Annotated in this window: 23 protein-coding genes; 9 read left to right on the forward strand and 14 right to left on the reverse strand. The window is 61.8% G+C overall.

What is annotated here, in order from left to right:
• Nucleotides 1-152: 152 nt before the first annotated feature.
• Nucleotides 153-1,538 (forward strand): short-chain fatty acyl-CoA regulator family protein, encoded by a 1,386-nt coding sequence (locus tag O3297_RS19440; RefSeq protein ID WP_305049490.1) that lies wholly within the window; start codon nucleotides 153-155, stop codon nucleotides 1,536-1,538.
• On the opposite strand, the gene O3297_RS19445 is transcribed toward O3297_RS19440, so the two are convergent.
• Genes O3297_RS19445 through O3297_RS19475 form a run of 7 tightly spaced genes read right to left on the reverse strand, consistent with a single transcriptional unit; the run spans nucleotide 1,535 to nucleotide 8,463 of the window.
• Nucleotides 1,535-2,596: an adenosine deaminase gene (locus tag O3297_RS19445; protein WP_305049492.1), complete on the reverse strand. Its 1,062-nt coding sequence runs from the start codon at nucleotides 2,594-2,596 to the stop codon at nucleotides 1,535-1,537. The two genes, O3297_RS19440 and O3297_RS19445, sit on opposite strands and share 4 nt — an antisense overlap.
• A gap of 25 nt (nucleotides 2,597-2,621) precedes the next feature.
• Nucleotides 2,622-3,566: a nucleoside hydrolase gene (locus O3297_RS19450; RefSeq protein ID WP_305049494.1), complete on the reverse strand. Its 945-nt coding sequence runs from the start codon at nucleotides 3,564-3,566 to the stop codon at nucleotides 2,622-2,624.
• A gap of 19 nt (nucleotides 3,567-3,585) precedes the next feature.
• On the reverse strand, nucleotides 3,586-4,617 hold the full coding sequence (locus O3297_RS19455; RefSeq protein ID WP_034778812.1) for an ABC transporter ATP-binding protein: 1,032 nt from the start codon (nucleotides 4,615-4,617) through the stop codon (nucleotides 3,586-3,588).
• A gap of 13 nt (nucleotides 4,618-4,630) precedes the next feature.
• The gene (locus O3297_RS19460) at nucleotides 4,631-5,410 is read right to left on the reverse strand and encodes an ABC transporter permease (RefSeq protein ID WP_034778814.1); all 780 of its coding nucleotides are present in this window, start codon (nucleotides 5,408-5,410) and stop codon (nucleotides 4,631-4,633) included.
• Nucleotides 5,407-6,246 carry an ABC transporter permease gene (locus O3297_RS19465; protein WP_211548492.1) on the reverse strand — a complete coding sequence of 280 codons (840 nt, stop codon included), beginning with the start codon at nucleotides 6,244-6,246 and terminating at the stop codon, nucleotides 5,407-5,409. Before O3297_RS19465 ends, O3297_RS19460 begins: the two co-directional genes overlap by 4 nt.
• Before the next feature lie 21 nt (nucleotides 6,247-6,267).
• Nucleotides 6,268-7,290 (reverse strand): ABC transporter substrate-binding protein, encoded by a 1,023-nt coding sequence (locus O3297_RS19470; RefSeq protein WP_034778817.1) that lies wholly within the window; start codon nucleotides 7,288-7,290, stop codon nucleotides 6,268-6,270.
• A 57-nt stretch (nucleotides 7,291-7,347) separates the two neighbouring features.
• A complete protein-coding gene (locus tag O3297_RS19475; RefSeq protein ID WP_257217400.1) occupies nucleotides 7,348-8,463 on the reverse strand; it encodes a porin in 1,116 nt (371 codons plus the stop codon).
• A 225-nt stretch (nucleotides 8,464-8,688) separates the two neighbouring features.
• Between O3297_RS19475 and O3297_RS19480 the strand changes: the two genes are divergently transcribed.
• Nucleotides 8,689-9,606: a LysR family transcriptional regulator gene (locus tag O3297_RS19480; RefSeq protein WP_070281784.1), complete on the forward strand. Its 918-nt coding sequence runs from the start codon at nucleotides 8,689-8,691 to the stop codon at nucleotides 9,604-9,606.
• A gap of 13 nt (nucleotides 9,607-9,619) precedes the next feature.
• Here O3297_RS19480 and rsmA read toward each other — a convergent pair whose 3' ends face one another.
• The 4 genes from rsmA to O3297_RS19500 form a co-directional block, all read right to left on the reverse strand.
• Nucleotides 9,620-10,399 carry a 16S rRNA (adenine(1518)-N(6)/adenine(1519)-N(6))-dimethyltransferase RsmA gene (rsmA, locus tag O3297_RS19485; protein WP_034778823.1) on the reverse strand — a complete coding sequence of 260 codons (780 nt, stop codon included), beginning with the start codon at nucleotides 10,397-10,399 and terminating at the stop codon, nucleotides 9,620-9,622.
• Nucleotides 10,400-10,451: 52 nt separating this feature from the next.
• Entirely contained in the window at nucleotides 10,452-11,501 is a 1,050-nt protein-coding gene (gene pdxA, locus O3297_RS19490; protein ID WP_034778825.1) for a 4-hydroxythreonine-4-phosphate dehydrogenase PdxA, read from the reverse strand.
• A gap of 19 nt (nucleotides 11,502-11,520) precedes the next feature.
• On the reverse strand, nucleotides 11,521-12,909 hold the full coding sequence (locus tag O3297_RS19495; protein WP_230520394.1) for a peptidylprolyl isomerase: 1,389 nt from the start codon (nucleotides 12,907-12,909) through the stop codon (nucleotides 11,521-11,523).
• A 103-nt stretch (nucleotides 12,910-13,012) separates the two neighbouring features.
• On the reverse strand, nucleotides 13,013-14,974 hold the full coding sequence (locus O3297_RS19500; RefSeq protein ID WP_244517449.1) for an LPS-assembly protein LptD: 1,962 nt from the start codon (nucleotides 14,972-14,974) through the stop codon (nucleotides 13,013-13,015).
• A gap of 6 nt (nucleotides 14,975-14,980) precedes the next feature.
• Here O3297_RS19500 and O3297_RS19505 point away from each other — a divergent pair, with 6 nt between their 5' ends.
• The 7 genes from O3297_RS19505 to O3297_RS19535 all read left to right on the forward strand — a co-directional run bounded on the left by O3297_RS19505 (nucleotide 14,981) and on the right by O3297_RS19535 (nucleotide 23,630).
• Entirely contained in the window at nucleotides 14,981-15,313 is a 333-nt protein-coding gene (locus O3297_RS19505; protein ID WP_230520392.1) for a hypothetical protein, read from the forward strand.
• Nucleotides 15,314-16,409: 1,096 nt separating this feature from the next.
• Complete coding sequence (ltrA, locus tag O3297_RS19510) at nucleotides 16,410-18,113, forward strand: group II intron reverse transcriptase/maturase (RefSeq protein ID WP_305049501.1); 1,704 nt, start codon at nucleotides 16,410-16,412, stop codon at nucleotides 18,111-18,113.
• Nucleotides 18,114-18,237: 124 nt separating this feature from the next.
• Nucleotides 18,238-19,305: an aminoglycoside phosphotransferase family protein gene (locus O3297_RS19515; RefSeq protein WP_151097385.1), complete on the forward strand. Its 1,068-nt coding sequence runs from the start codon at nucleotides 18,238-18,240 to the stop codon at nucleotides 19,303-19,305.
• A gap of 62 nt (nucleotides 19,306-19,367) precedes the next feature.
• Nucleotides 19,368-20,087 (forward strand): N-acetylmuramate alpha-1-phosphate uridylyltransferase MurU, encoded by a 720-nt coding sequence (gene murU / locus O3297_RS19520; protein WP_151097387.1) that lies wholly within the window; start codon nucleotides 19,368-19,370, stop codon nucleotides 20,085-20,087.
• On the forward strand, nucleotides 20,087-21,409 hold the full coding sequence (locus tag O3297_RS19525; protein WP_191909801.1) for an aminopeptidase P N-terminal domain-containing protein: 1,323 nt from the start codon (nucleotides 20,087-20,089) through the stop codon (nucleotides 21,407-21,409). Before murU ends, O3297_RS19525 begins: the two co-directional genes overlap by 1 nt.
• A gap of 9 nt (nucleotides 21,410-21,418) precedes the next feature.
• On the forward strand, nucleotides 21,419-22,561 hold the full coding sequence (locus O3297_RS19530; protein WP_305049503.1) for a UbiH/UbiF/VisC/COQ6 family ubiquinone biosynthesis hydroxylase: 1,143 nt from the start codon (nucleotides 21,419-21,421) through the stop codon (nucleotides 22,559-22,561).
• Between the two features lie 115 nt (nucleotides 22,562-22,676).
• A complete protein-coding gene (locus O3297_RS19535; protein WP_034778836.1) occupies nucleotides 22,677-23,630 on the forward strand; it encodes a sensor domain-containing diguanylate cyclase in 954 nt (317 codons plus the stop codon).
• A gap of 45 nt (nucleotides 23,631-23,675) precedes the next feature.
• Here the strand turns inward: O3297_RS19535 and O3297_RS19540 are convergent, their stop codons facing one another.
• The 3 genes from O3297_RS19540 to O3297_RS19550 are packed head-to-tail and all read right to left on the reverse strand — an operon-like array spanning nucleotide 23,676 to nucleotide 26,590.
• Complete coding sequence (locus O3297_RS19540; RefSeq protein WP_305049715.1) at nucleotides 23,676-25,130, reverse strand: NAD(P)(+) transhydrogenase (Re/Si-specific) subunit beta; 1,455 nt, start codon at nucleotides 25,128-25,130, stop codon at nucleotides 23,676-23,678.
• A gap of 8 nt (nucleotides 25,131-25,138) precedes the next feature.
• The gene (locus O3297_RS19545; protein ID WP_034778841.1) at nucleotides 25,139-25,453 is read right to left on the reverse strand and encodes an NAD(P) transhydrogenase subunit alpha; all 315 of its coding nucleotides are present in this window, start codon (nucleotides 25,451-25,453) and stop codon (nucleotides 25,139-25,141) included.
• A 24-nt stretch (nucleotides 25,454-25,477) separates the two neighbouring features.
• On the reverse strand, nucleotides 25,478-26,590 hold the full coding sequence (locus tag O3297_RS19550; RefSeq protein ID WP_034778843.1) for a Re/Si-specific NAD(P)(+) transhydrogenase subunit alpha: 1,113 nt from the start codon (nucleotides 26,588-26,590) through the stop codon (nucleotides 25,478-25,480).
• Nucleotides 26,591-26,967 lie beyond the last annotated feature (377 nt).

The raw sequence follows: 26,967 nt of genomic DNA on the forward strand, positions 1-26,967 counted from the left end.
GTCTCCTGGTGTGGGTATATGTCTGTTTGCATTATTCGCACAATAGCTGCCACAAACAAGGCGTGAAAATGCGAGATAATGCAAAGCTGAATCTGTTAATCTGCAAATGTTGTAAATTTGCAGATTCCACAAACCGGGGAAGAGGAAACGCGATGGCAAAGGTTTTCATGGGCGTGCGCCTGCAGCGGCTGCGCGAGGAACGGCGCATGACGCAGGTGGCGCTGGCCAAGTCCCTGGGCATTTCACCCAGCTACCTGAACCAGATGGAACGCAACCAGCGTCCGCTGACGGTACCGATTTTATTGCGCATCGGCACCGTGCTGGGCGTCGATCCGCAAATCTTTTCCGAACACGACAGCGCCAGCCTGGTGGCCGACGTGCGCGACGTGTTCGGCGAATTGCCCGATGCGCCGCCCACGTCGATGGCGGAACTCAAGATGCTGGTGGAAAACATGCCGGAGCTGGCGCGCTCGATTTTGCTCTTGCAGCGGCGCTACCGGGTCATGGCGGAACGGGCCGACACCCTGGCTGCGCGTCTCGACGACGGCAGCCGCGGCGCCAGTTCGGCAGCCCCGTCCACGGACGAGGAAGTGCGCGAATACCTGAACCGGCGGCAGAACTACATCGATGAACTGGACCGGGCGGCGGAGCTGGTGGCCGGGGAATTCGATCCCGCCCTGCGCACGCCCGATGCGCTGCAAGGCCGCTTGCTGGAGCGCCACGGCGTCAAGGTGCAACTGTCCGATGGCGACGCGGGCATGGTGCGCAAGCACCGCTACGACGCCCAGCAACAGATATTGTGGCTACCCGACACCCTGACGGGCGGCCAGCGCGCCTTCCAGATGGCGGCGCAAATCAGCTTGCTCGAGCACAGCGAGCTGATCGACGCCCTGGTGCTGGCGGCAGGATTCTCCAGTGCAGCCGCGCAAACGAGCGCGCGCCTGGCGTTTTCCAATTATTTCGCCGGCGCCTTGCTGATGCCGTATCAACGCTTTTTGCAGGCGGCGGAAGCGCGCGCCTACGATATCGAGCGCCTGGCGCACCAGTTCGGCGTGGGTTTTGAAGCCGTGTGCCACCGCCTGAGCACCATGCAGCGCCCCGATGCGGCGGGATTGCCATTCTTCTTCGTGCGCGTCGACCGCGCCGGCAATGTTTCGAAGCGCCAGTCGGCCACGGACTTCCATTTTTCCAGGGTGGGCGGCACGTGCCCCCTGTGGATCGTGTACGACGCCTTCAGCCATCCGGGCCAGGTGCTGACGCAAGTGGCCAGCATGCCGGACGGCTGCACATACCTATGGATCGCACGCCAGGTCAGCACGGCCTCGCCGGGCTTCCGGGCACCGGGCAAGACCTTTGCCGTGGCGCTGGGCTGCGACATCTCGCAGGCGCACCGATTGATCTATTCGAAGGGGCTCGATTTGCACGACCCGAGCAGCGCCACGCCGATCGGCACGGGCTGCAAGGTGTGCGAGCGGCAGGCGTGCCCGCAGCGGGCGTTTCCATCCTTGCTGCTGGCGCCGCCGCCCGTATCGGCTTAGGACTCGTCGACCACGCGGGCGCGCAGCGCGTCGAATTCGCGCGTGAATTCCGCGCGCCAGTCGCGCCGCGTGGATTCATCGATCCAGGCCGCGTCGAGGCCATTCAACATGAAGCCGCGCATGTCGTCCAGGCCGAAGCCGAATTCGCGCATCATCATCCACGCGCCCGTCGGCGTCACGTGGTGCAGGGTCGGGTCGTCCGTGTTCGGATGCAGTTTCAAGCCCAGTTTGGCCATGGCGCGGATCGGGTGGTCCAGCGCCCAGCGCTCGGGCGCCAGGGTGCGCAGATAGTAGGAATTGGTCGGCACCACCGTAAACACGAGGCCCCGCTCCACGCAGCGCTGCGCCAGTTCCGGATTGTCGACAATCGTGTAGCCATGGTCGACCCGGTCCACCTGCAGTTGCTCGATGGCCGTCGCCACGTTCATCCACGGCATGCCGAATTCGCCCGCGTGCGCCGTGCATTTGAAGCCGGCCTCGCGTGCGGCGCGGTAGGCTTCGATGAAGAGCTCGGGCGGGCGGTCGTTTTCGCGGTAGTCGATGCCGATGCCGATGACTTCCGGCGCGCGGTGCGCCTTCATCCATTCCACCATCTGCACGGCTTCCGCAGGAGCGGCTTCGCGGTCAATGCTGGGAATCAAACGGCCGATCACGCCGAAATCGCGCTGCGCATCGCGGATGGCGGCCACGATGGCGTCTTGCGCCGCGTCATAGCGGATGCCCGACACGCGCACGGTGCCGGTGGGGTTCCAGAAGAACTCCGCATAGCGCACGCCATGGCCATGCACGTCTTCCAGGTATTCGTAGGCGAGGCAATACAGGTCCGTCGGCGAGACGATTAGGTGCGCGTCGAGCGCGCGCAGCACGCGCAGCACGCCGACGGGCTTGTCGCCGCGCGTATAGAACGCGTCGATGTCCTCGGGGGTGACGACATTGCCCGTCTTGGCGGCCAGCGCGCGGAAAGTAGCCTGGCGCACCGTGCCAAACAGGTGGCAATGCAGCTCCACTTTCGGCATGGCGCGTAAAAACTGTTCAATGCTCAGGGGGGAATTAGACATGAAACTCGTTTCGTAATGAAGTGGATCAGGCGAGAATGCCGGCCAGGCGCTGCATCAGCAGTTCAATGGCGGCCGGGCCATCGGCCAGCATCGCCACCTGCGTGTTGATGGGCGCGCGGCGCGGCACGCGGAACTCGCACACCGTCATGCCGCGCGTCAGCTCGCCCGTCAATTCGATGGCCACGTGGGCGCTCTGGAACTGGAACAGCTGCGGCGCTTCCAGGTACAGGGCCACCACCGGGTCGTACATCGGCATGGGTACGGAACCATCGCTGCTGCGGATGCGCACATACGCTTCCAGGTAGCCGGCCAGCCGCTGGGCGCGCGGCGTGCCGATGGCGCGCAGCTGCGCCACCTCCAGTTTAGTGACCAGCAGTTGGCGGCACAGGTTCAGGCCGAACATGCGCAGCGGGATGCCGGCCTGGAAGACCTGGGCGGCCGCTTCCGGGTCCGCATAGATATTGAATTCCGCCGCCGCCGTGTGGTTGCCCTGGTCGGTCGAGCCGCCCATCAGGATGATTTCAACGATTTTTTCCGCGATGTCGGGCGCGCGGCTCAAGGCCGTGGCCAGGTTCGTCATCGGCGCGATCGCCATGATGGTGATCTGGCCGGGATGCTTGCGCACGGCGGCGATCAGGGCGTCGACGGCGTGGCCGGCAGCGTCACTGGCCGCGCCGGGCGGCAGGATCTCGCCAGTGGTGGGCATGCCGCTGTCGCCGAGGATGCGCTGCGCCGTTTCGATGACGCCGGCCAGCGGCTCTTCGCAGCCGCGGTAGATGGGCACCGTCAAGCCATCATGGGCCTTGATGCGCAAGGCGTTGTCGTAGGTGATGTCGACGGGCGCATTGCCCGCCACCACGCTCACGCCCAGCCACTCGATACCGGGATTGCTGCCCAGGAGCAGCATCGTCAGCCAGTCGTCGAAACCGGGATCGGTATCGAGCCAGATCTTTTTCAAGGCTTGGGTCATGATGGTTTCCATTCAGAAATCAGGCGCCCAGCCACAGGGCGCTGTCGGACGGCAGCACGAAGGACACGGCCGTGCCCTCGCGCCAGGCGGCGCCGCCGGCCGCGCAAATGCCCTTGACCTGGCCCAGCGGCGTTTGCAGCAGGTATTCGACGGTGTCGCCGAGGAAGCCACGTGCCAGCACGGTACCCGGGTATTGCCCCGCAGCGTCGTCGGCCGCGCACACGCGCACCTTGTCCGGACGCCAGCCCAGCACCGTGGTACCGGCAGCAACGGGAGACGTGTACGGCAGGCTGGCGCCCGCATGGTGCAGCGCGCCGTCGCGGTAGTCGAACAGGTTCTCGAAGCCCATGAAGTTGGCAACGAAGCGCGTCGACGGCGTATTGAAGACGGCTTCCGGCGCGGCCAGCTGCTCGATGCGCCCGCCGTTCATGACGACGATGCGGTCGGACAGGGCCAGCGCTTCTTCCTGGTCATGCGTCACGTACAGCATGGTGATGCCCAGTTCGCGCTGGATGCGGCGCAACTCGGCGCGCATCTGCACGCGCAGCTTGGCGTCCAGGTTCGACAGCGGTTCGTCCAGCAGCAGCAGGGCCGGTTCGACGACGATGGCGCGCGCCAGCGCCACGCGCTGCTGCTGGCCACCGGACATCTGCGCCGGCAAGCGCGTTTCAAAGCCCGTCAGGCCGACGGCGGCGATCACCGCTTCCACCTTCGTTTTCAGCAGGGCCGGCGCCACCTTGCGCAGGCGCAAACCAAAAGCGATATTGTCATACACGTTCAGGTGCGGAAACAGCGCATACGACTGGAAGACCATGCCGATATTGCGCTTGTTCGGCGCCAGCTTGCCGATTTCTCGGCCGTCGAGCACGATGCGGCCCGACTGCAGCGGCATCAGGCCGGCGATGGCGCGCATGGTGGTGGTCTTGCCGCAGCCGCTGGGGCCCAGCAGGGAAATCAGTTCGCCCTGCTCGACGTGCAAGTCCAGGTCTTTCACGGATGTCGTGTTCTTGGCGTAGCCGAGGTTCAGCTTGTGCAGTTCCAGATAACTCATGGTGTGTTGCCTCTTACATGTATTTAGAAATGCCCAGCACCTTCTCGGTCACCATCACGAAGGCCATGGTGAACAAGACCAGCAAGGTCGACAGGGCAGCGATCGACGGATCGAAACTGTTTTCCATATGGCCCAGCATCTCGATCGGCAAGGTGCTGATGCCAGGGCCCGTCAGGAAAAGCGAGACGGGCACCTGGTTGAACGAAGTGACGAAGGCGAGGAAGAAGGCGGCGATCACGGCGTTGCGGATATTCGGCAGCACGATCATGAAGAACGCCCGCAGGCGCGATGCGCCCAGCGTAATGGCCGCATCCTCGATATCCACGCGCAAATTCACCAGGCTGGCGTACACCACGCGTACCGAGTACGGAATCAGCAGCGCGATGTGGCCGATCAGCAGGCCCACGTAAACGGGCGCGTTGATGGTCAGCACCAGGTGGTGCAGCAAGCCCAGCCCGACGAGGATGGCGGGAATGATCAGCGGCGACGTCAGTATCTGACGGATGGCGCCGATGCCGGGCGGCGGCATGCGCGAAAACGCATACGCGACGGGTATGCCCAGCAGCAGCGCGATCACGGTGGCGATCAGGCCGATTTCCAGGCTGGTCTGGAAGGCGCGGCGGAACTCGGGCGCCGACCACACTTCGATGATCCAGCGCAGCGAGTACGACTCGGGCGGGAACGCCAGCGTCTCGCCGCCGCTAAAACCGGCCAGCACGACGATGGCGAATGGCCCCAGCAGGAACAGGAATACCAGCCATAAAACGGCACGTGAAAACAGGCTTTCTTTCATACGGAACTCCGGCTCGAGGAAATACGTTTAAGGCCGGCATTCACCAGCAAAGTCATGCAGACGAGGATGACGGCGATGACATTCGCCGCGCCGAAATCGCTCTCCACGCTGACCTTCTGGTACAGCAGGGTTTCCAGCATCAGCACCTTGGTGCCGCCCAGCAGTGCTGGCGTCACATAGGCCGTCACGCAGCCCGTAAACACCAGGGTGCCGCCGACGACCAGGCCTTCCTGCGTCAGCGGCAGGGTGACCTTGCAAAACACTTGCCATGGATTGGCGCCCAGGGTGGCGGCAGCCGGTTCCACGTCGCGCGGCAGGTTTTCCAGCGCGCCCGCCAGCGACATCAGCATCAATGGCAGCAGCAGTTGCAGCAGGCCGACAAACACGGCGAATTCGCTGAACAGCAAACGCAGCGGCTCTTCCGTCAAGCCCATGTTGACGAGTGCCGCGTTGACGGCGCCGTTACGGCCCAACAGCACGATCCAGGCATAGGTACGCGCGATCGGCGAGACCATCAGCGGCAGGATCATCATGCCAACCACCAGCCCGCGCCACTTCGGCGACACGCGTGCCACGGCTTGCGCGGCCGGGTAGCCGAGGATGATCGACGCCAGCGTCACCAGCGCGGCAATGCGCAGGGTGCGCCAGAAGATGGTGCGGTTGAATTCCTGCGAGAAGAATTCGATGAAGCGGTCGAAGCCCCACTGCATGCCGTCACCGACACGGAAGGCGTCGACCAGCAAGGCCAGCACGGGCAGCAGGAAGCAGACGATGATAAAGATCAGCGCCGGCAGGACCAGCAGCAGTCCCAGGCGCTTTTTTGGATCAGCAAACATGGTGTTTTCTCCTCGTCACCACTATTTGCTCATGGCCTTGTTCCACTGCGTCATCCAGTTCGTGCGCTGCTTGAGGATGGTTTCCGGCTTGACGAATTTCAGCGAATTGATCTGGTCGGCGCCATAGGTATTGAATTGCGCGGCCGCCACCGACAGGCGCACGTCCTTGTTGACGGGCGAGTCGACCAGGTTGGTGGCCAGCTGCGTCTGCACTTCCTTGGACAGCCAGAAATCCATCAGCTGGTAGGCCAGGTCCGCATTCTTCGAACCGGCGACGATGCCCATCACGTTCATGCCGGCCGCCTGGCCTTCGGCCGGGATGCTCCATTTCAGGGGCAGGCCCGTCTTGAGCATTTGCGACCAGGTAAAGCGCGCCACGGGCGCGGCCCAGATTTCATCCTGGGCGAACAGGGCCGCCAGCTGCGCGCTGTTTTTCGAGAACGTGACGACGTTGCCCTTCATGCCGACGATCTTGGCAAAGCCGGTGGCGTAGTCGTCCGTCTTGCCGCCCCAGGCCGCATCGGCCATGCGCAGCATCAGGGGACCCTGCGTGGTGCTCACGTCGGGGAAGGCCACGCGGCCCTTCAGTTCAGGGCGCCACAGGTCCTTCCAGGACGTCAGCGGGGCGATCTTGTCGCTGCGGTACACCAGGCCGACCGAGTACAGCGTATAGCCGACGGCGAAGTTGCCGCCGATCGGGTTCTTCGCCACGTCGTACAGGGCTTTGTAATTGCTCAGCTTGGAGTAATCCATGGGCTGGATCACGCCCTTTTGCGCCGCTTCCAGCATGCCGGAATCGGACAGCAGCACCAGGTCGATCACCGGGTTCTTGCTGTGCACTACCAGCTTGGCGATACGGTCCGCGTTATTCCCCGTTTCCACCTTGATATCGCAACCGCATTTGGCCTTGAACGGCTCGTACACATACTTCATGAACAAGGGCTGGGCAATCGGATAGGCCGAAATGACCAGCTCGCGTTTTTCCGCGTGGGCGGCGTTAGCCAGCAAGCCTAGGCTCAACGCCAACATGAGGTGCTTTTTCAAGATGCTTCCTTTCAGGGGACGGCGCTGGGGGACAGCGCCTGTAAAGATGAATCAGACTCAGAAATAATGTCGCATGCCAACGATCAGCACGCTTTGCGTCTTGCCGCCCGAGGCGCCGAAGCCGAACACGCGGGCGAACGTCGCGTCGCCGGCCGCTTTCTGGTAGCTCCAGGTGATGGCGACATCGGTACGCTTGGACAGGAAGTAATCGGCCTGGAAGTTGACCTGATGCCATTTCGGCGTCTTGTTGATCACGTCATATTTACCGGTGGTAAAGAAATACGACGCGCCCAGGTTCAGCGCTTCCGTCAGCTTGTGGTTCACGTTCAAGTCCACGTTTTGCAAGGTCAGATTGCTTTGATCCAGGTAGTGGTAGCGCACGTTGGTGTACAACGCGCCAAACTTGGTCTTGCCCACATTATAAAAGCCTCCCGTGCCGGCGATGGCCTGGCTGTCCACGCCCGCGCCCTTGACGGCACTCTTGTTGAAGATCAACAAGGAGCTGCCATAGTCATTGCCGATGGCGCCATTCGGCGCATCGGGGCTGTTCGGGTGGTCCATCTTGGTGTAGGCGACGGCCCAGCTGAAGGCATCGACCTTGTAGCCGGCACCCATGCTGTAGACGCGGTTGCGGTTGGAATCTTCCGGGTTTTCGCTGAAGCCGTACAAGCCCGTGAACGACAGGTTGCTGATGTTCGGGCTGACATACTTGACGGCATTTTGCACGCGCAGGTTGTTGTAGCCATTATCGTTGTCGCCGATATGCACGCCATTGCTGGCAATGACGACCGGACCCAGCAGGTCCTTGACGGCTTCGTACTGGCGCCCCAGGGTGAGCGTACCCTTGTCATTGCTGGACAAACCCACATACGACTGGCGGCCGAACAGGCGACCGCTTTGCGACGCCGTGCCCGTCATGACATTAAAACCGTTTTCCAGCACGAAGATGGCCTTGGTGCCGTTGCCCAGGTCTTCCTGGCCGCGAAAACCGATGCGGGGATTCTGATTCGTGCCGCTCAGCGCATGCGTGCGGCTGCCCTTGCCCTCATCCGACACATAGCCGATACCGGCCGACAGCAAGCCATACACTTGCACGCTGCTTTGCGCCTGCGCCGCACCCTGCGCCGCCAACAAGCCACCCACTACCATCGTTCCCGTCATCCATTTGTTCATCGCCGCCACCCTAAAAAGAATAAACCCTGAGTTTTTTTGGAATTATTTTATTGATGCGTCCCTTGCATGGCGTGCTAGCGCGAGTACCGGCGCCGCCTGGCAAGCGCTTCTCTGAAGATTGTTGCCTTCAAGACAAGTAAAGACCAGTCCAGAATATGGTAAATTGCGGGATAAGAAAATTTGTTTATTTTTATAAATCCATTACTTTTTCTAATAAGCAAACCCATGCATGAGTTGAGCAAGAAGATTTCCTTACGACATTTACAAGCGTTTTCCACCTTAGCCCGGGTAAACAGCTTCAGCAAGGCTGCACAGGAATTGTGCGTGACGCAGCCAGCCCTCAGCGCCTCGATCAAGCTGCTGGAAAATCAACTGGGGAAAAAGTTGTTTAACCGCACAACCCACCAGCTGGAACTGACGCGCGAAGGCAAGCTGGCGCTCGACTACGCCACGCATTTATTAAATACGGCAAGCAACACTTTTGCCGATATCCAGCGCGCCATCGGCAGCGGCCGGCACCGCATCCGCATCGGCGCGATCCCCTCGGCCATGGCGATGACAGCCGTCGTGGTGGCGCGCTACTGCGAGCAGCATGGCGACGAAGTGGAAATCGTCCTGTCGGACATGCCCAACGACGGCTTGCTGCACGCCCTGCATTCTGGCCAGCTGGACTTTTGCGTGGGTATCGAGGTGCCCGGTTCCGTGTCGTTGGAAAGCGTGGGCCTGTTCGAAGATGAGCTGGTGCTGGTGACGGCGGGACGCCATGCGCTGGCGCCGCTCAAGGAAGTGCGCTGGGAGCAATTGGCGGGGCAGGAAATCGTCGTGTTTACCAAGGGCAGCATCTGGGAGTTCGCTTCGAGCGCGCTGCGCCAGCATGGCTTGAGCCCGTCGAGCCTGTACCAGATGATCCACAGCGAGTCGCTGTACGGCGTGGTGCGCGCCGGCATCGCCGTCGGCATCATGCCCAGCCTGTACACGACTTTCCTCAACGACGAGGACCTGCACGTGGCACCGCTGCGCCAGCCCACCTGCAAGCGCAAGATCGCCTTGATGCGGCGCAATGAAATCAGCCGCAACCACCATGTCGACGACTGTTTCTCAGCCCTGCGGCAGGATTTGCAGCAGGTCGACCAGTGGTTTTGAGTTAAACCGGGGGCTAGGCCGGCGCCTTCAGCAAATTCGCCAAAGCCACATATTGCTCCAGGCCCACGGTTTCAGGACGCAGGGTCGGGTCGATGCCGGCCGCCTTGATTTGCTCTTCGGTAAACATCCCGGCCAGGCAGTTGCGGATCACCTTGCGGCGCTGCGAGAAGGCCTTCATGACCACGGCTTCCAGGGTGGCCTGGTCGCACGCCAGACGCTCGGCCACGGGGATCATGCGCACGATGGCCGATTCCACTTTCGGCGGCGGATCGAAGGCCGTCGGCGGCACGATGAACAGCAGCGACATGTCATAGCGCCATTGCAGCATCACGGACAGGCGGCCATACGCCTTGCTGCCCGGTTCGGCCACCATGCGCTCGACGACTTCCTTTTGCAGCATGAAATGCTGGTCCTGTACCAGCGGTGCGAAGTCCGCCAGGTGGAACAGCAGCGGGCTCGAAATGTTGTACGGCAAGTTACCCACGATGCGCAGCTTCTGGCCGGCCGGCACGGGGATTTGCGCGAAATCGAATTTCAGCGCGTCGCCCGAGTGGATCGTCAGCTTGGCCGGATTGAACGTCTTTTCCAGGCGCACGATCAGGTCGCGGTCCAGTTCCACCACGTGCATCTGCTTCAAATGGCGCAGCAGCTGCTCCGTCATGGCGCCCAGGCCGGGGCCGATCTCGACCATGGCATCGTCCGGCTGCGGCCCGATGGCGGCCGTGATGTCGTCGAGGACGAAGCGGTCATGCAGGAAGTTCTGGCCAAAGCGTTTGCGGGCAACGTGTTTCATATTCTGTTTTTCTATTCTAGGGGCGGTGTAGCGGGGTAAAACCGGTGAGCGATCAGGCGCGGCTGCTGGCGCGCAGCATGTCGAGCGCCGTTTGCAGGGCTTGCTCCATGCTGTGGCAATCGGCCAGCCCCAGCCCTTGCGCGGCCAGGTCCAGCGCCGTGCCGTGGTCGACCGAGGTGCGGATCAACGGCAAGCCCAGGGTGATATTGATGCCGCGCCCGAAGGTCGCGTATTTCAGCACGGGCAAGCCCTGGTCGTGGTACATGGCCAGCACGCAATCGGCATCGGCCAGGTATTTGTGCTGGAACAAGGTGTCGGCCGGATACGGCCCGCGCGCATCGATGCCGCGCGCTTGCGCCGCGGCAATCGCCGGGGCGATGACATCGATTTCCTCGCGTCCCAGATACCCGCCCTCGCCCGCGTGCGGGTTCAGGCCGGTGACCAGGATGCGCGGCGCGGCGATGCCGAATTTCTGTTGCAAGTCGGCCTGGATGATATCCAGGGTGACGGCCAGACTGTCCATGGTGATGGCAGCGGACACGTCCTTCAATGGCAGATGCGTGGTGGCCAGCGCCACGCGCAGGGTCGGTTCGCCATGACCGGGTTCGCCGGCCAGCATCATCACCACTTGCGGCGTGCCGGTTTTTTCCGCCAGGTATTCCGTATGGCCGGAAAAGGCCACGCCGGCATCGTTGATCGTGCTCTTTTGCAAGGGCGCCGTGACCATGGCGCCAAACCAGCCTGCCTGGACACCTTCCACGGCCGCGTCCAGGGTCGCGAGCACGGAACGCCCGTTTTCCTTGTCGAGTACGCCAGGAATGACATTGTTAACAGTGGGAATATCGATCACGGCCAGGCGGCCAGACCCGAACTGGGGCAGGCCGCTGTTGCGCACGGCTTGCAGCGACAGCGCCGCCAGGCGGATGTCCGGATCGATCAGGCTGGCCGTCAGCGCCAGGAAGGCGGCGTCGCCCAGCAGGATGCAGTTGACTTCATTGCGCATGGCCCAGGCCGCGCGTATGGAGATTTCCGGGCCGACACCGGCCGGCTCGCCACAGGTAATGGCGATGGCAGGCCGGCGTGCAAGGGGCAAGTTACTCATGCGCAATGAATCAGCGGCATTACTGGTCGTCCGCGCGGAATTCGACGTAGGCACGGTCGCGCACTTCGCGCGCCCAGTTTTCCGTCGCTTCTTCCAGCTTGCGTTCGCGCAAGGCATTGCGCGCAGCGGCGCGCTGCTTCTCTTTCGAGACGTCATCACTCTTGCGTTCCAGCACTTCGATCAGGTGGAAGCCAAAGCTCGATTCGATCGGCTCGCTCACTTCGCCCGGTTTCAGCGCATTCATCGCCGTTTCGAATTCCGGTACGGTATCGCCTGGATACAGCCAGCCCAGGTCGCCGCCCTTGGCGGCCGAACCGTCGTTCGAGAACAAGCGGGCCAGGTCTTCGAACTTGGCGGCCTTGTTATCGAGACGCTCTTTCAATTCCGACAATTTGCGCTTGGCTTCGGCCGCCGACAAGGTCGGCGTTATTTTCAACAAGATATGGCGGGCATGCGTCTGCTGCACGGCGGCGACGGCTTGCGCCTCGGCAGCACTGCGGCGGTCCACCAGCTTGAGGATGTGGAAGCCCGTATTGCTCTTGATGATAGGCGTGATCTGGCCCGGCTTCAATTTCAGCAACTGTTCCGTGAACAGGGGCGGCACGCGGTCGCTATGGCGCCAGCCGATATCGCCGCCGCTCAGCGCATCGCTGGCGTCGGAATAGGTAGCGGCCATCTTGGCGAAATCGGCGCCCGTGCGCAGCTGGCGGCTGACTTCTTCGGCGCGCGCGCGGCGTGCGGCGATCTGTTCGGGGCTGGAATTTTCCGGAATGCGCACGAGAATCTGCGCCAGGTTCAGTTCCACCTGTTCGCTGGCGGCCGCTTTTTCCGCTTCCAGGAAGTTATCCACTTCGGAATCGGAAATCTGGATCTTGGCGTCGACTTCATGCTCGCGCAGGCGCTGCATGATGATTTCATCGCGGATTTCTTCGCGGAAGGTCGCAAACGGCGTGCCTTCTTTTTCCATCTGGTTGCGCAGCTCTTGCACCGTCATTTTTTGCTGTTCAGCAATACGGCCAATCGCGCGATCCAGGGTCAGGTCATCCACGCGCACGCCCATTTCCTTGGCCAGCTGCATTTGTGCGCGTTCAACAATCATGCGCTCGAGCAATTGACGACGCAGGTCGGCAGGATCGGGCAAGGGCACGTTCTGCGCCTTCATGCGCTGCTCCACGCTCTTGATACGGGCCGCCACTTCATTGCGCGTAATCACCTCGTCATTGACGACGACGGCGATGGAATCGATGGTCTGGCCACTGCTCGAGGCCGGTGGCGTAAACCCCTTGACCGGCGCCGCGGCAGCGGGCTTGGCGGCAGGCGCTGGCGCAGCCTGTTGCGCCCAGACACTACTGGTCGTGGCGCCGGAAATGGCGCACAACAAGACCGTTGCAATTTTGAGTTGGTGCATACTGGCATTACGCATAATGTGTAGAGCGCTCATGAGTTCAGGTGAATAAAAAAACCGGTTTGTGCCGGCGCCGGGAACACCGGCGGCGGCAACGGTGCCTATCTTAACGGAGTGGCTGGCTCAGTGTCTGGTAACCGGGGATGGTTTTTGTAAAAGTTTCCAGGCCATTCGCGCCCAGACCCAGGCCATTCGACAAGCCCGTCAATTCCAGCTGGAAGAAGATCGGCGTCGAGACAGTCTTGTTCGTCGTCACGAAACGCTGCGCGCCCATGCGGAACACCCAGCAGTCGCCCTTGTATTCCAGGCCGACCAGGCTTTCCAGCATGCTGCGATCCTTCACGGAGTAACTGATGCGGCCCACGCCATACAGGCGGTCCGTCAACGGCCATTGGGTCGATACTTCAACATTGCGCCAACCATAAACCCCGCGCTGGAAACGATTGCCAAAATTCAATACCTTCTTGGCACCGGGCTGATATTGCAAGGCGTAGTTGTAACTGACCAGCTGGCGGTCGCTGGGATTGTACTGCACCAGGCTGTCGGCGGTCCAAGTCTCGGACACGCGGCCCGTTGCTGCCAGCAGGATATCCGAACGCGACTGGTTGACGGGTGTGCTCGAATCGAGTTGCACGCGCTGGTCGGCAAAATAGAAACGCTGGCCGAAAGTCAGGCGCATGCGTTCCGTTCCATCGGACTGCAGGAAACGCGATACCAGGGCGGCCGTGACCTGGTTGGCATCGCCGATGCGGTCGCTGCCGACAAAACGGTTTTCCGTGAAGATCTGCGTCAGGTTGAACGTGCCAGCGGCCGTATCGAACGTCGGAAACTTCGACTGGTCGCGGTACGGCGTGTAGACGTAGAACAGGCGCGGTTCCAGGGTTTGCGTGCCGCCCTTGGCGCCAAACAGATTCGTGTCGCGTTCAAACACCAGGCCGCTGTCGACCGAGAAGGTTGGCACGGCGCGCGTAAACGACGTATCCGCAAACTTCGCCTTGGTCCTGGCGTCGTTATCGAGCTGATACGCGCTGGCATTGAGCATCAGCTTGGGCGTGACGAAGTATCCCGGGCGCACGATGGGAAAACTTACCTGCGGCACGGCCACGAGGCGCGACCCCTGCACCAGGGTCGGGTGGGCGAAGCGCGTCGCTTCCGCGTCGAAGGTCCAGTCGAAGCCGCCCCAGACGTCGTATTTGCCAGCGTGGAAGTTCACCGCCGGCAAGCGGTCATACGGGCGCGTAACGGTCAGGCTGGGATTGTTGACCGCATCGGGATCCTGCAGCACCTGGTAATTCTGCACGCGCGCCGTCAGGCTCCAGTCCTCGGTGCGGTAATCGGTGCGCAATTCGCGCAGCAACTGGCGCTCGGTGGCGGTGGCGACGGTTTTCGAAAAATCGTTCGGGTAATTATTGTCGGACGCCTCGCGCAGATCCCAGCTGTAACTCCAGCCCTTGGCCAGCGCCTGCTCATGCTTGGACTTGATCATGTAGCGGTTGGTCTTGGTCTGCTTGTCGTTAGGCAAGAATTCAAACGACGTTTCGCCCTGGTACAGGCCTGCATCCGTCTCGCCCATGTAGCGGCCCGCCGCACCGAGCTGGATGCCGCGCCGCTGTATGTAGCGCGGGAACAGGGTCAGGTCGCGGTTCGGCGCGATGTTCACGTAATACGGCATCAGCAGCTCGAAACCGTTCTTCGAGGCAAAGCCCGGCGTGGGCGCCAGCCAGCCCGAGCGGCGCGCACCCGACAGCGAAAACGAAATGCCAGGCGTGCCCAGGATCGGCACGTCCTTGAAATAGATGATGGTCTTGCTGCCGGTGCCCACGTCGCGGCCCGTATCGAGGTTCAAGGTGCTCGATTTGAGGTACCAGTCCGGATTCGGCCCTTCGCAGGTACTGTAAGTACCGTCGATAACAGTGGCTTCGTCGGGGTTGATGAAGTCGACGCGCTCGGCCTTGCCCTGGCCGCCGCCCACTTCGAAGCGGTACGTCGGGTTGAGCAGGAAACCCTTGCCGGTCTCCATGTTCAGCTTCAGGACGTCGCCCGTGTAGTAATCGCCGAAACGCCACATCTTGATATGGCCCTCGGCGTCGAACTGATCTTCAACTTGTTTGTAACAAGCTGTATCTGCCGTCATTTTTGTGGTTTTTCCGCGTTCAATCACGACATTTTTATCGAGATTGATCTCCCTTTCGGGGCGTCCGTTCATGCTGTTCGCCGTCATGACGGTGGGCGCGTCGGGATCTTCCACATGAACCGGGCGCGGCGCTTTCTGGGCGTGGACAGGCACCGTCGTGGCGGCGACGAGCGCGCTGATGGCGAAAGCCCAGCGCTGCGAAGGGGGGGAGGCCGAAAACCAGCTCATGAATTGGAAGGGGCAAGCACCATGACAGGCGATTTTTTGATTTGAATCCCTTATTATATGGGAATCTGTGCGACACGCCTTAAAGCTCGGGTAGCTGGCCCCGGTCGCAACGTAGCAGTAACGGCTAGCAGCGCAGGAACTGCGCAGGCAAATCCCTGGTTTACCAGTGATAAACAGTGAGGGGCTCCCCGGAGTACCCATTCTTAGCAAGACAAGACACGCTACGAGAAGGTGCCTTGTCAGTCTTATACGCCCGCCGAATCACCGGCGAGTAGCTATCCCTTTGCCTGTTTGTTTACATAAAACATTGAAACTGTAGCTTATTTGCAAAGTTTGTGGATATTTTACATTTGCTTACAATTTTCTATATTTCAACAGTTCTCTGCAAGACTCGGTTTTCTCTCAGCTGAGTCATACCCGAGTGAAACTCTTCGATATCTTGTCATGCTTCAGTTCTGCAACTGGTGCCATGACCGGATGTACGACCATCTGTCACCTACTTGAATGTGCGTCGCCGGTAACGGCGGGGTGCAAAGCTTCAGGGACAACGTACCCCCATTCTTTTCCGGCAGCCTGGCGTGCGAACGTCTGGCTGGAGACTGCAAGCAGCGATGCGGTCTAGGGGCTAGGTGAGTGCTGCAAGGGCAATGTTATGTGAACCATCGTTTGAACCCTCGTAAATATTAATAGGCCAAAGCTGCTGGCAGGCCTAAACCAAACGGTACGTGGCTGGTTATCTCCGTGGATTCTGGGGATACGTCGTCATTCAGCCACCGGGGGAAAGATGGGCCCTAAACAGCCAGTCGCGATGTAGCTGTCGCGTCGATATCGTTGGGAACGTGGTAAGCCCGATTCCCTGCCGCTCGATCAAAGAACCGAGATAGCGGCAAGCAAACCGCAAGGCACGCCCTTGGGGGAGCGGGTAGAGGAGGATGGAGAAAGCGAATGCCGGGCTGTAATGGTCCGGATAGGGATTCAAGATTTGTCCCGGCCTGAAAGGGTGCCCACTTCCATCTGGTGTAATAGTCGTCATACGACTGTACTGGCTCCAGGCAGTCATCATTTTCAACCACCCCGAAGGGATGCAGCTCACCCTTCGGGGTGCGCTGTGTCTCGTCGGAACAACTACACGAGGTTCAGCATGAAAGTAACCGCTAGCAGTCTTGCCGGTTCTGCGTCCTCGCACGTGCCTACTGAATGGGTCGCCATCAACTGGCGCCTCGTACAACGCAACGTGAGAGCCATGCAGCATCGATTAACGAAGGCGATACAGGAAGGCGACTGGCGCAGGGCGAAAGCGCTGCAAAGGTGGCTAACCCACTCGTTCAGCGCGAAAGCGCTGGCAGTCAAACGAGTGACAGAGAATCAAGGCAAACGAACCGCAGGCGTGGACCAGCAGTTGTGGGAGTCAGCAACGCAGAAGTTCGCTGCCATTGCACAGTTGAAGAAACAAGGCTATCGGCCCCTGCCATTACGGAGGGTCTTTATTCCCAAGTCAAATGGAAAGATGCGCCCACTGGGCATCCCTACCATGCGGGACCGGGCGATGCAGGCGCTTCACCTGCTGGCCTTGGATCCGGTCTTGGAAACGCTGAGTGATCCCAACTCATACGGGTTTCGCAAAAATCGCTCAACGGCCGATGCGATGTCGCAAATTTTTCTCCAGACCTGCCGGAAAGTCTCGGCAACCTGGGTGTTAGATGCGGATATCGAAGGTTTTTTCGACAATATCAACCATCAATGGCTGGTCGACAATGTCTTCATGGATAAGTTGATCCTGTCTAAATGGCTGAAATCCGGGGTAGTTGACCGGAAGCAATTGATGGCAACCACAGCTGGAACGCCACAGGGCGGCATCATCAGCCCTGCCCTTGCGAATTGGACGTTGAACGGGCTGGAGACTGAACTGATTGCGCACCTCGGTGCGAAATTCGGCAAGTCAAAGGCCGGCAAGCTCAAAGTCGGTGTCGTGCGATATGCGGACGATTTTGTCGTTACCAGTGGATCGAAGGAACTGCTGGAGACGGAAATCAGGCCTTGGATCGAAGCATTTCTTGCAGTCAGAGGATTGCGACTGTCCAGTGCCAAAACCAAGATCGTGCACATCGATGAGGGCTTCGACTTTCTGGGGTGGAACTTCCGAAAATATTCCGGGACACTGCTCATCAAGCCAAGTAAGAAGAACATGAAAGCGTTCTATGAAAAGCTGAGGAAGACGATCAGCGAAAACATCGGGGCGAAGCAGGAGAATCTCATTCGATTGCTGAACCCCATGCTGCGGGGCTGGGCGCAATATCACAGCCCTGTAGTGGCCAAGGAGGCGTTCTCGACGATGGAGTCGCTGCTGTACTGGCGGCTTCGTCGCTGGGCCATGCGCAGGCATCCGAAGAAAACCGACAGTTGGATACGCGACCGATACTGGCGCCCAACCGAGAGTGGAAATCGGATGTTTGCAGCGGACGTTGTCACAAAGAATGGCAATAAGGCCATGAAGGAACTGTACTCGTTACCAGGTACAGCGATTCTGCGTCACACGAAGATCAAGGGCGGCTATCACCCCTACGATCCGCAATGGGAACTGTACGGCGAAACCCTTCGGCAGGAACGCATGTTGAAAAACATGTCCTACCGGCGTGAGTGGGCCAAGCTCTACCTCGACCAACGTGGCTTGTGCGCTCTGTGTGGGTACGAGATGAACATGGAAACCGGATGGCATGACCACCACATAGAACACCGTGTGGCAGGTGGTTCCGACGCCCTTGGAAATCGCGTATTATTGCACCCAAATTGCCATATAAATGTGCACGCAAACGATTTACAAGTTGCGAAGCCGGTCCCTGCATAGGGACTTTTATTATGCTTGAGCCGTGTGCGGTGAAAGTCGCATGCACGGTTCTTAGGGGGGAGAGCTTCCAGCAATGGGGTTCTCCTACCCTCCGCACCATCAACCCGATTCCACAGGCCGCTTAATGTCATTCTCCCCCAATTCCTCCACCGCGCCGGCCTCCGCCGACGCTCGCCTGACCCTGTTGAAAGCCTGGTTGACCTCGCTTAACCTCGTCGCGCCCGAATCCGCCCGTCCCGCTTCCAGCGATGCCAGCTTCCGCCGCTACTACCGTCTCGATGTGCTGCCAGGCAATGCAACATTGCCAGGAAGCACACTGATTGCCATGGATGCGCCGCCCGAGCGTGAAAACGTGCCCGCCTTTGTCAAGGTGGCCGGCTTGCTGAAAGGCGCCGGCGTGTCCGTGCCCGAGATCATCGCGCAAGACCTGGACAATGGCTTCCTGCTGCTCTCCGACCTGGGCACGACCACCTATCTCGACGCCCTGAACCACGATAACGCCAGCGTGCTGTACGCCGAAGCGCTCGAGTCGCTGATGAAAATCCAGCTGGCCAGCCAGCCCGATGTCTTGCCGGAATTCGACCGCGCCTTCATCCTGCGCGAAATGAATCTGTTCCCGGAATGGTTTATCGGCAAACACCTGGGCGCCACCTTAACGGATGTGCAACAGACCCAGCTGGACAAGGTTTTCGAAGCGATCACGGCGAATATCTTGTCGCAGCAGCAAGTGTTCATGCACCGCGACTACCATTCGCGCAATTTGATGCACATCAACGATGGTTCCATCCCCAATCCCGGCATCCTCGACTTCCAGGATGCCGTCTTCGGCCCTGTCACCTACGACATCGCCTCGCTGCTGCGCGACGCGTATATCCAGTGGGATGAAGAACTGGTGCTCGACTGGGTGATCCGCTACTGGCAGCGCGCCAAGCAGCTGGGCTTGCCAGTCAATCCCGATATCGACGCTTTCTACCGCGATTTCGAATTCACGGCCCTGCAGCGCCACCTGAAAATCCTCGGCCTGTTCGCGCGCCTGAATTACCGCGACGGCAAGGATCTGTACATGGGCGACTTGCCAACCGTGCTCGACTACGTGCGCAAGACGGCCAACCGCTATACGGAACTCAAGCCGCTGGTGCGTTTATTGGACGCCCTCGAAAACAAGGCGCCGCAGGTCGGCTATACATTCTAGGCACTTTCCCGCTGCGCGACATACCCGCGCAGCCGACTTACCGATACTGAAAACGAATCCCCATGAAAGCCATGATCTTTGCCGCAGGCCGCGGTGAACGGATGCGTCCGCTTACCGATACCTGCCCCAAACCGCTGCTGAAAGTACGCGGCCGTCCACTGATCGTCTGGCATGTGCTGAACCTGGTGCGCGCCGGCATCACGGACATTGTCATCAACCATTCCCACCTGGGCCACCAGATCGAGGAAACCCTGGGCGACGGCAGCGCGTATGGCGCGCGCATCGCGTATTCGCCCGAGAGCACGCCGCTGGAAACGGCGGGCGGCATCGCCCAGGCGCGCCACTTGCTGGGCGAGGAGCCATTTCTCGCCATTTCAGGCGACATCTATTGCCCCTACTTTGATTTCAAGCAAGTACTCGACGTGCTGGCCGACAAGGATGTGCTGGGCACGCCGTATCCGGCCGACCAGCGCGACATCGCCTGGACTTACCTGGTGCCCAATCCCGACTTCCACCCAAAGGGCGACTTCGGCTTGACCTTGTTCGCGATCAACAATACGGACGACACCAAGTGGACCTTCGCCAATATCGGCGTGTACCGCCCTGAGATGTTCGACGGCATCGCGCCCGGCAGCCACGCCAAACTGGGCGATTTGCTGCGCCAGTACGCGGACCAGGGCCGCGTGGGCGGCGAAGTCTATCCGGGCGAGTGGACGAATGTGGGCACGCCGGCGCAGCTCGACGTGCTCAATGGCGTGGCAGCGAAGGCGCCGGCGGCATGATGGCCAACTACGCGGCCCGGCGCGCGGCGTTGCTGGCGCAGATGCTGCCGGGCAGCGTGGCCATCCTCGCCACGGCGCCCGAAGTGCCGCGCAACAGCGATTGCGACTACCCGTATCGCCACGACAGCTATTTCTATTACCTGAGCGGCTTTACGGAACCCGATAGCGCCGTGGCCCTGGTGGCCGCCAGCGCCACGGCGCCGGCGCGCGCCATCCTGTTTTGCCGGGCAAAAAACACCGAACGCGAAATCTGGGACGGTTTCCGCCACGGCCCCGAGGCGGCGCGCGCCAGCTTCGGTTTTGACAGCGCCTTCCCCATCGAGGAGCTCGACGTGGAAATGACGCGCCTGCTGGCCGACGTCCCCGCCATTTACTACGCGCTGGGCGGCAGCCTCGATGCGCAAGTCAAGGTCTGGCGGCACAACGTGCGGCAAAAGGCCCGCAGCGGCGTCACGGCGCCCGCCATCGCGCATGACATCAATGGCATGCTCGACGCCATGCGCCTGCTGAAAGACCCGGAAGAACAAGGCCTGATGCGCCGCGCGGCCGCCATTTCCAGCGCGGCCCACGTGCGCGCCATGCGCGCCACACGGCCCGGCATGCACGAATACGCGCTGGAAGCGGAGCTGCTGTACGAATTTCGCCGCAGCGGCGCGCAGTTCCCCGCGTATTCCTCCATCGTGGCGGGCGGCGGCAACGCCTGCATCCTGCATTACAGCGCCAACAACGCCGTGCTGCAGGACGGCCAGCTGGTACTGATCGACGCCGGCTGCGAACTCGATGGCTATGCCTCCGACATCACGCGTACCTGGCCCGTCAACGGCCGTTTCAGCGGCCCGCAGCGGGCGCTGTATGAACTGGTGCTGGCGGCGCAACAGGCGTCGCTGGACATGGTGCGCCCCGGCTTGCCGCACAGCGCCATCCACGAGGCGGCCGTGCAGGTGCTGGCGCAGGGCATGCTGGACCTGGGTTTGCTGGACCGGCAGAAAAACGGCAGCGCGCAGGACGTCATCGCCGACAAGGCGTATATGCCCTTCTACATGCACGGCACCAGCCACTGGCTGGGCATGGACGTGCACGACGTGGGTGCCTACCGCGACACGGGTGCTCCGGGCAAGCCGTGGCGTCCGCTGGAAGCGGGCATGGTGCTGACGGTGGAACCGGGCATCTATGTGCGCCCCGGCGCGGGCGTGCCGGAACAGTTCTGGCACACCGGCATCCGCATCGAAGACGATGTGCTGGTCACGCCGCAAGGCCATGAAGTCTTCAGCACGGCGCCCAAGAGCGTCGCTGAAATCGAACAACTGATGTCACAGGATTAACGCCGCCGCATGCATACACCGTCCACTTTCGATCTCGCCATCTGCGGCGCCGGCCCCGTCGGCATGGCGCTGGCCGCCCTGCTGGTGCAGCGCGGCAGCCGCGCCGCCGGCATCGCCCTGCTCGACGCCAAATCCATCGAGCAAGCCAGGCGCGACCCGCGCACCATCGCCCTGTCGCACGGCAGCCGCCAGATTCTTGAGGAGGCGGGCGCCTGGCCCGTGGAGGCGACACCGATCCACCAGATTCACGTCTCGCGCCGCGGCCAGTTCGGGCGCAGCCTGATGGACCGCAGCGAGCATGGCGTCGAGGCGCTCGGCTATGTGGCCCGTTACGGCGCCGTCGTCAGCGCGCTGGCCGACGTATGCGAGCGCCTGGGCGTGACCAGCCTGCGCCCGGCGCTGGTGACGGGCAGTGCCGAGGATGCCGATGGCGTGGCCGTGCAGCTGGAACAGGACGGCGCGGCGTCGAGCTTGCGCGCCAGCCTGCTGGTGCAAGCCGAAGGTGGCCTGTTCGGCCAGCAGCAGGAACGCGCCGTCAGCCGCGATTATGGCCAAAGCGCCATCATTGCCCATGTGCGCACAAGTGCCCCCATCGCGCACCGCGCGTATGAGCGCTTCACCGACGAAGGTCCGCTGGCCCTGCTGCCGCAGGACGACGGCTACGCGCTGGTATGGTGCGTGCCGCCTACGCGCGCCGAACAACTGCTGGCCCTGGACGACGCTGCCTTCCTGGCCCGCCTGGGCGCCGCCTTCGGCAGCCGCCTGGGACGCTTTACCCACACGACGTCGCGCCTGGCCTATCCGCTGGGCCTGAACGCGCAGGGAGGCGGCACGCCGCGCACGGTCGCCATCGGCAATGCGGCGCAAACCCTGCACCCGGTGGCGGGACAAGGCCTGAACCTGGGCTTGCGCGACGCCGCCGTGCTGGCCCGCGTGCTGAGGCAGGACAGCAGCCCGGCCGGACTGGAACGCTACGCCAGCCTGCGCCAGGCCGACCGGGGGCTGACCGTGCGCGTCACCGACACCATGGCGCGCATCTTCACGGGCAGCGCACCCACGCAAGGCTTGCTGGGCCTGTCGCTGGGCTTGCTGGACGCCTTCAGCCCGGCACGCAAGAGCCTGGCTGAGCTGATGATGTACGGCCGCCGCTAAGTCTTAGCAATAAGGAAAGGGCACGGGCGAAAAAGAAACAGGCGGGCGATCCGGCATGGAGTAAACGGCCCGCGGATGCGACAATGGCTGTCACCTGGCTTTTGGCGACCGTTCCATGACAGATGCTTTGCCCGCAGCACCGCCTGCCGCTCTTCCCGAAGTACTCTTTTCCCGCCTGCTGGAAGACGCCCTCGACGCCGTCATCATCATCGACGAGCAGTGCCGCATCCGCTATATCAATGGCGCCATGCAGGCACTGTCGGGCTATGCCAGCGGTGAATTGCTGGGCCAGACCCTGAACGGCCTGCTGCCCGACGCCGTCGGCGCGCAGCACGACAACCACGTGATCAACTACATCCGCAGCTCGCGCACTTCCAGCGTGCTGGGCAAGATACGCGAATTCGCCATCCGCCACCGCGACACGCAAATGATCCCCATCGAAATGAAGGCGCTGGACCTGGGCGTGGTCGACGGCATGCGCTATTTCGGCGCCTTTTTGCTCGACGTGCGCGAACGGCGCGAACTGGCGGCGAAAAACGCCAGCCTGCTGGCGCAGCTGGAACAGCAGGCGCTGCACGATGCGCTGACGTCGCTGCCCAACCGGCGCGCCTATGAAGCGCAGGCCGAACAGGCGATGGCGCGCGCGGCGCGCAGCGGCGCCGCCCTGAGCGTGGGCGTGGCCGACCTCGACCACTTCAAGAAGATCAACGACCGCTATGGCCATGCCGTGGGCGACGCCGTGCTGCGCACGGTGGCGCAGGCGCTGCGCGACACGGGACGCATCACCGACGTGGCGGCGCGCCTCGGTGGCGAGGAGTTCGGCCTGCTCTTCCCCGACGCCAGCCTGCAGCAGGCACACCAGGTGGCCGAGCGCATCCGCGCCGCCGTGGCGGCGGCGGTCACCGTGCTGCCCGACGGCGGCGCGCTGCACGTCACCATCAGCATCGGCGTGGCGCCGCTGGTGCAGGGCGCCAGCCTGGACGCGGCCATATCGGATGCCGACAAGGCCCTGTATGTCGCCAAGCACCAGGGACGCAACCAGGTCGTCGCGGCAGCGGCCAGCCAATAAAAACGGCCCGCGCAAGGCGGGCCGTACGGTCGCTGCAAGCGGCGTTTATTCGATGGCTTTCAACATATCCTCGATCACCTTTTTCGCATCGCCAAACACCATCATCGTGTTCGGCTGATAGAACAGGTCGTTGTCCAGGCCCGCATAGCCGGACGCCATCGAGCGCTTGTTGACGATGATGCTCTTGGCTTTATACGCTTCCAGGATCGGCATGCCGGCGATCGGCGATTTCGGATCTTTCGCCGCCGGGTTGACCACGTCGTTCGCGCCCAGCACCAGCACCACGTCCGTCTGGCCGAATTCGCCATTGATGTCTTCCATCTCGAAGACCTGGTCGTAGGGCACTTCCGCTTCGGCCAGCAGCACGTTCATGTGACCCGGCATGCGCCCCGCCACCGGGTGTATCGCATACTTGACGGTGATGCCCTTGTGCGTGAGCTTCTCCACCAGTTCTTTCAGCGAGTGCTGCGCGCGCGCCACGGCCAGGCCGTAGCCGGGCACGATGATGACGGTTTCCGCATTGCCCATGATGAAGGCGGCATCGTCGGCCGAACCCGATTTCACGGGACGCTGTTCCTGCGCGCCCGCCACGCCAGCGGCTGGCGCATCGCCGCCGAAGCCGCCCAGGATGACGTTGAAGAACGAGCGGTTCATGGCCTTGCACATGATGTACGACAGGATCGCGCCCGAAGACCCCACGAGCGAACCGGCGATGATCAGCATCGAGTTATTCAGCGAAAAACCGATGCCGGCCGCGGCCCAGCCCGAGTAGCTGTTGAGCATCGACACCACCACCGGCATGTCGGCGCCGCCGATGGGGATGATGATCAGCACGCCCAGCGCAAAGGCGATGACGGCCATGACGATGAACGGCGTCCAGGCCGGCTCCACCCCGTCGGCGAAGCAGAACACCAGGCCCAGCCCGATCATCACCAGCGCCAGCGCCAGGTTGAGCATGTGCTGGCCCTTGAAGCTGACGGGCGCGCCCTGGAACAGGCGGAACTTGTATTTGCCCGACAGTTTGCCGAAGGCGATCACCGAACCGGAGAACGTGATGGCGCCGACAAAGGTGCCGATGAACAGCTCGAAGCGGTTACCGATGGGCAGCGCCTGTCCATGCTCGGCGATATTGAAGGCCCATGGTTCGGACACGGCCGCCACGGCGATGCACACGGCGGCCAGGCCGATCAGCGAATGCATGGCCGCCACCAGTTCCGGCATCTTCGTCATTTCCACGGTTTTCGCCAGGTAGGCGCCGATGGTGCCGCCCGTGACGATGCCGATGATGACGAGGGTCAGGCCCATGCCGCCCGCTTGCTGTTCCTTCAGTTTCAGGATGAGCGCCACGGTGGTGACGGCGGCAATGGCCATGCCGCTCATGCCGAAGGCATTGCCGCGGCGCGCCGTCGAGGGCGAGGACAGGCCTTTCAAGGCCTGGATGAAGCACACCGAGGCGATCAGGTACATCATCGTCACCAGGTTCATGGTGACGAAGCTCATGGCATGACTCATTCTTTTGCTCCTTGCTTGGCTTTCGGTTCTTTTTTACGGAACATCTCGAGCATGCGCTGCGTGACGAGGAAGCCGCCAAACACGTTGACGGCGGCCAGCGCCACGGCCAGGGTGCCGGCCGCCTGCGCCAGCGGACCTTGCGTCAGGCCGGCCGCCAGCATGGCGCCGACGATGATGATGGCGGAAATGGCATTGGTGACGGCCATCAGCGGCGTATGCAATGCCGGCGTGACGGTCCAGACGACGTGGTAGCCGACATAAATGGCCAGCACGAAGATGATCAGGTTAATGATGGTGTGACTGATTTCCATGATGTTGTTCTCTCCGGCGCCGCGTTATTTACGTAAGATTTCACTGCCTGCACACACCAGGCTGGCCTTGATGATTTCATCCTCGCGGTCGATCAGCAATTGGTCGTCCTTGTCGATGATGAGCTTCAAGAAGTCCAGCACGTTGCGCGCATACAGGGCCGAGGCATCGGCTGCCACCAGGGTCGCCAGGTTCGGTTCGCCCACGATGTAGACGCCGTGTTTCAGCACGGTCTTGCCCAGTTCGGACAGGGGGCAGTTGCCGCCCTGCTCCACGGCCAGGTCGACGATGACGGAGCCCGGTTTCATGGCCTTTACCGTTTCTTCGGAAATGAGCACGGGCGCGGCGCGGCCGGGGATCAGCGCCGTGGTGATGATGATGTCGGCCAGTTTCGCCCGTTCGTGCACCAGTTCGGCCTGGCGCCGCATCCAGTCGGCCGGCATGGCCCGCGCATAGCCGCCCGAACCCTTGGCGATCTCTTTTTCTTCATCGGTGAGGAAAGGCACGTCGAGGAACTTGGCGCCCAGCGACTCCACTTGTTCCTTGACGGGCGGGCGCACGTCGGACGCCTCGATGACGGCGCCCAGGCGCTTGGCCGTGGCGATCGCCTGCAGCCCTGCCACGCCCACGCCCATGATCAGCACGCGGGCAGCCTTGACGGTGCCGGCCGCCGTCATCAGCATCGGCATGAAGCGCTGATAGGTATTCGCGGCCACCAGCACGGCCTTGTAGCCGGCGATATTCGCCTGCGACGACAGCACGTCCATCGACTGCGCGCGCGTGATGCGCGGCACGGCTTCCAGCGCGAAGGCGGACAGGCCGGCCGTGGCCATGGCGGCGATATTGTCCGCGTCAAACGGGTTCAACATGCCGATCAGCACCGTGCCGCTGGCCATCAGGGCCCGTTCCGCGGCATCGGGCGCGCGCACCTTGAGCACGATGGCGCAGCCATAGGCTTCCTGGGCGGTGCCGATCTGCGCGCCGGCGGCGGCATACGCGTCATCGGGAATCGAGGCTTGCAGGCCCGCTCCCGACTGCACGACGATCTGATGCTTGGCTGCCAGCTTCTTGACTGTCTCGGGCGTTGCTGCCACCCGCGTTTCACCAGGCCGTGTTTCGGCCGGTATGCCTATCCTCATGATGCCTCCGCTAATTGATAAACTGACTAGAATCTAACACGGAAAGCAGCGCGTTAAACGTTTGTGAACCAGCAACTTTTAGTCGTACGACACTAATTTGACCAGCATCCCACGATTCGTTTCACCATGCGGCGCGGCGACCATATTGTGGGAAAGGTGTGTCAATCTCACCACAGTCGAGCACGTGTGCGCGCTTGTTTTGACCACAGGGAAAGCCTATATTAGCGGGCGTTTCCTGCCATCTTGCCGCCAATGCCCCCATGCTAGTGCGCTCCCCGGGAAAGACGTAAGTACCTCCCACCGCTATTTGCTAAAACGTTGTCATTTATCAATATGTCCGCGCAACAGAAGGCCGGCTTCAAACCGCGCGCGCAGAA

The organism is Janthinobacterium sp. SUN128, from assembly GCF_030587275.1.
GTDB classification, from domain to species: Bacteria; Pseudomonadota; Gammaproteobacteria; order Burkholderiales; family Burkholderiaceae_D; genus Janthinobacterium; species Janthinobacterium lividum.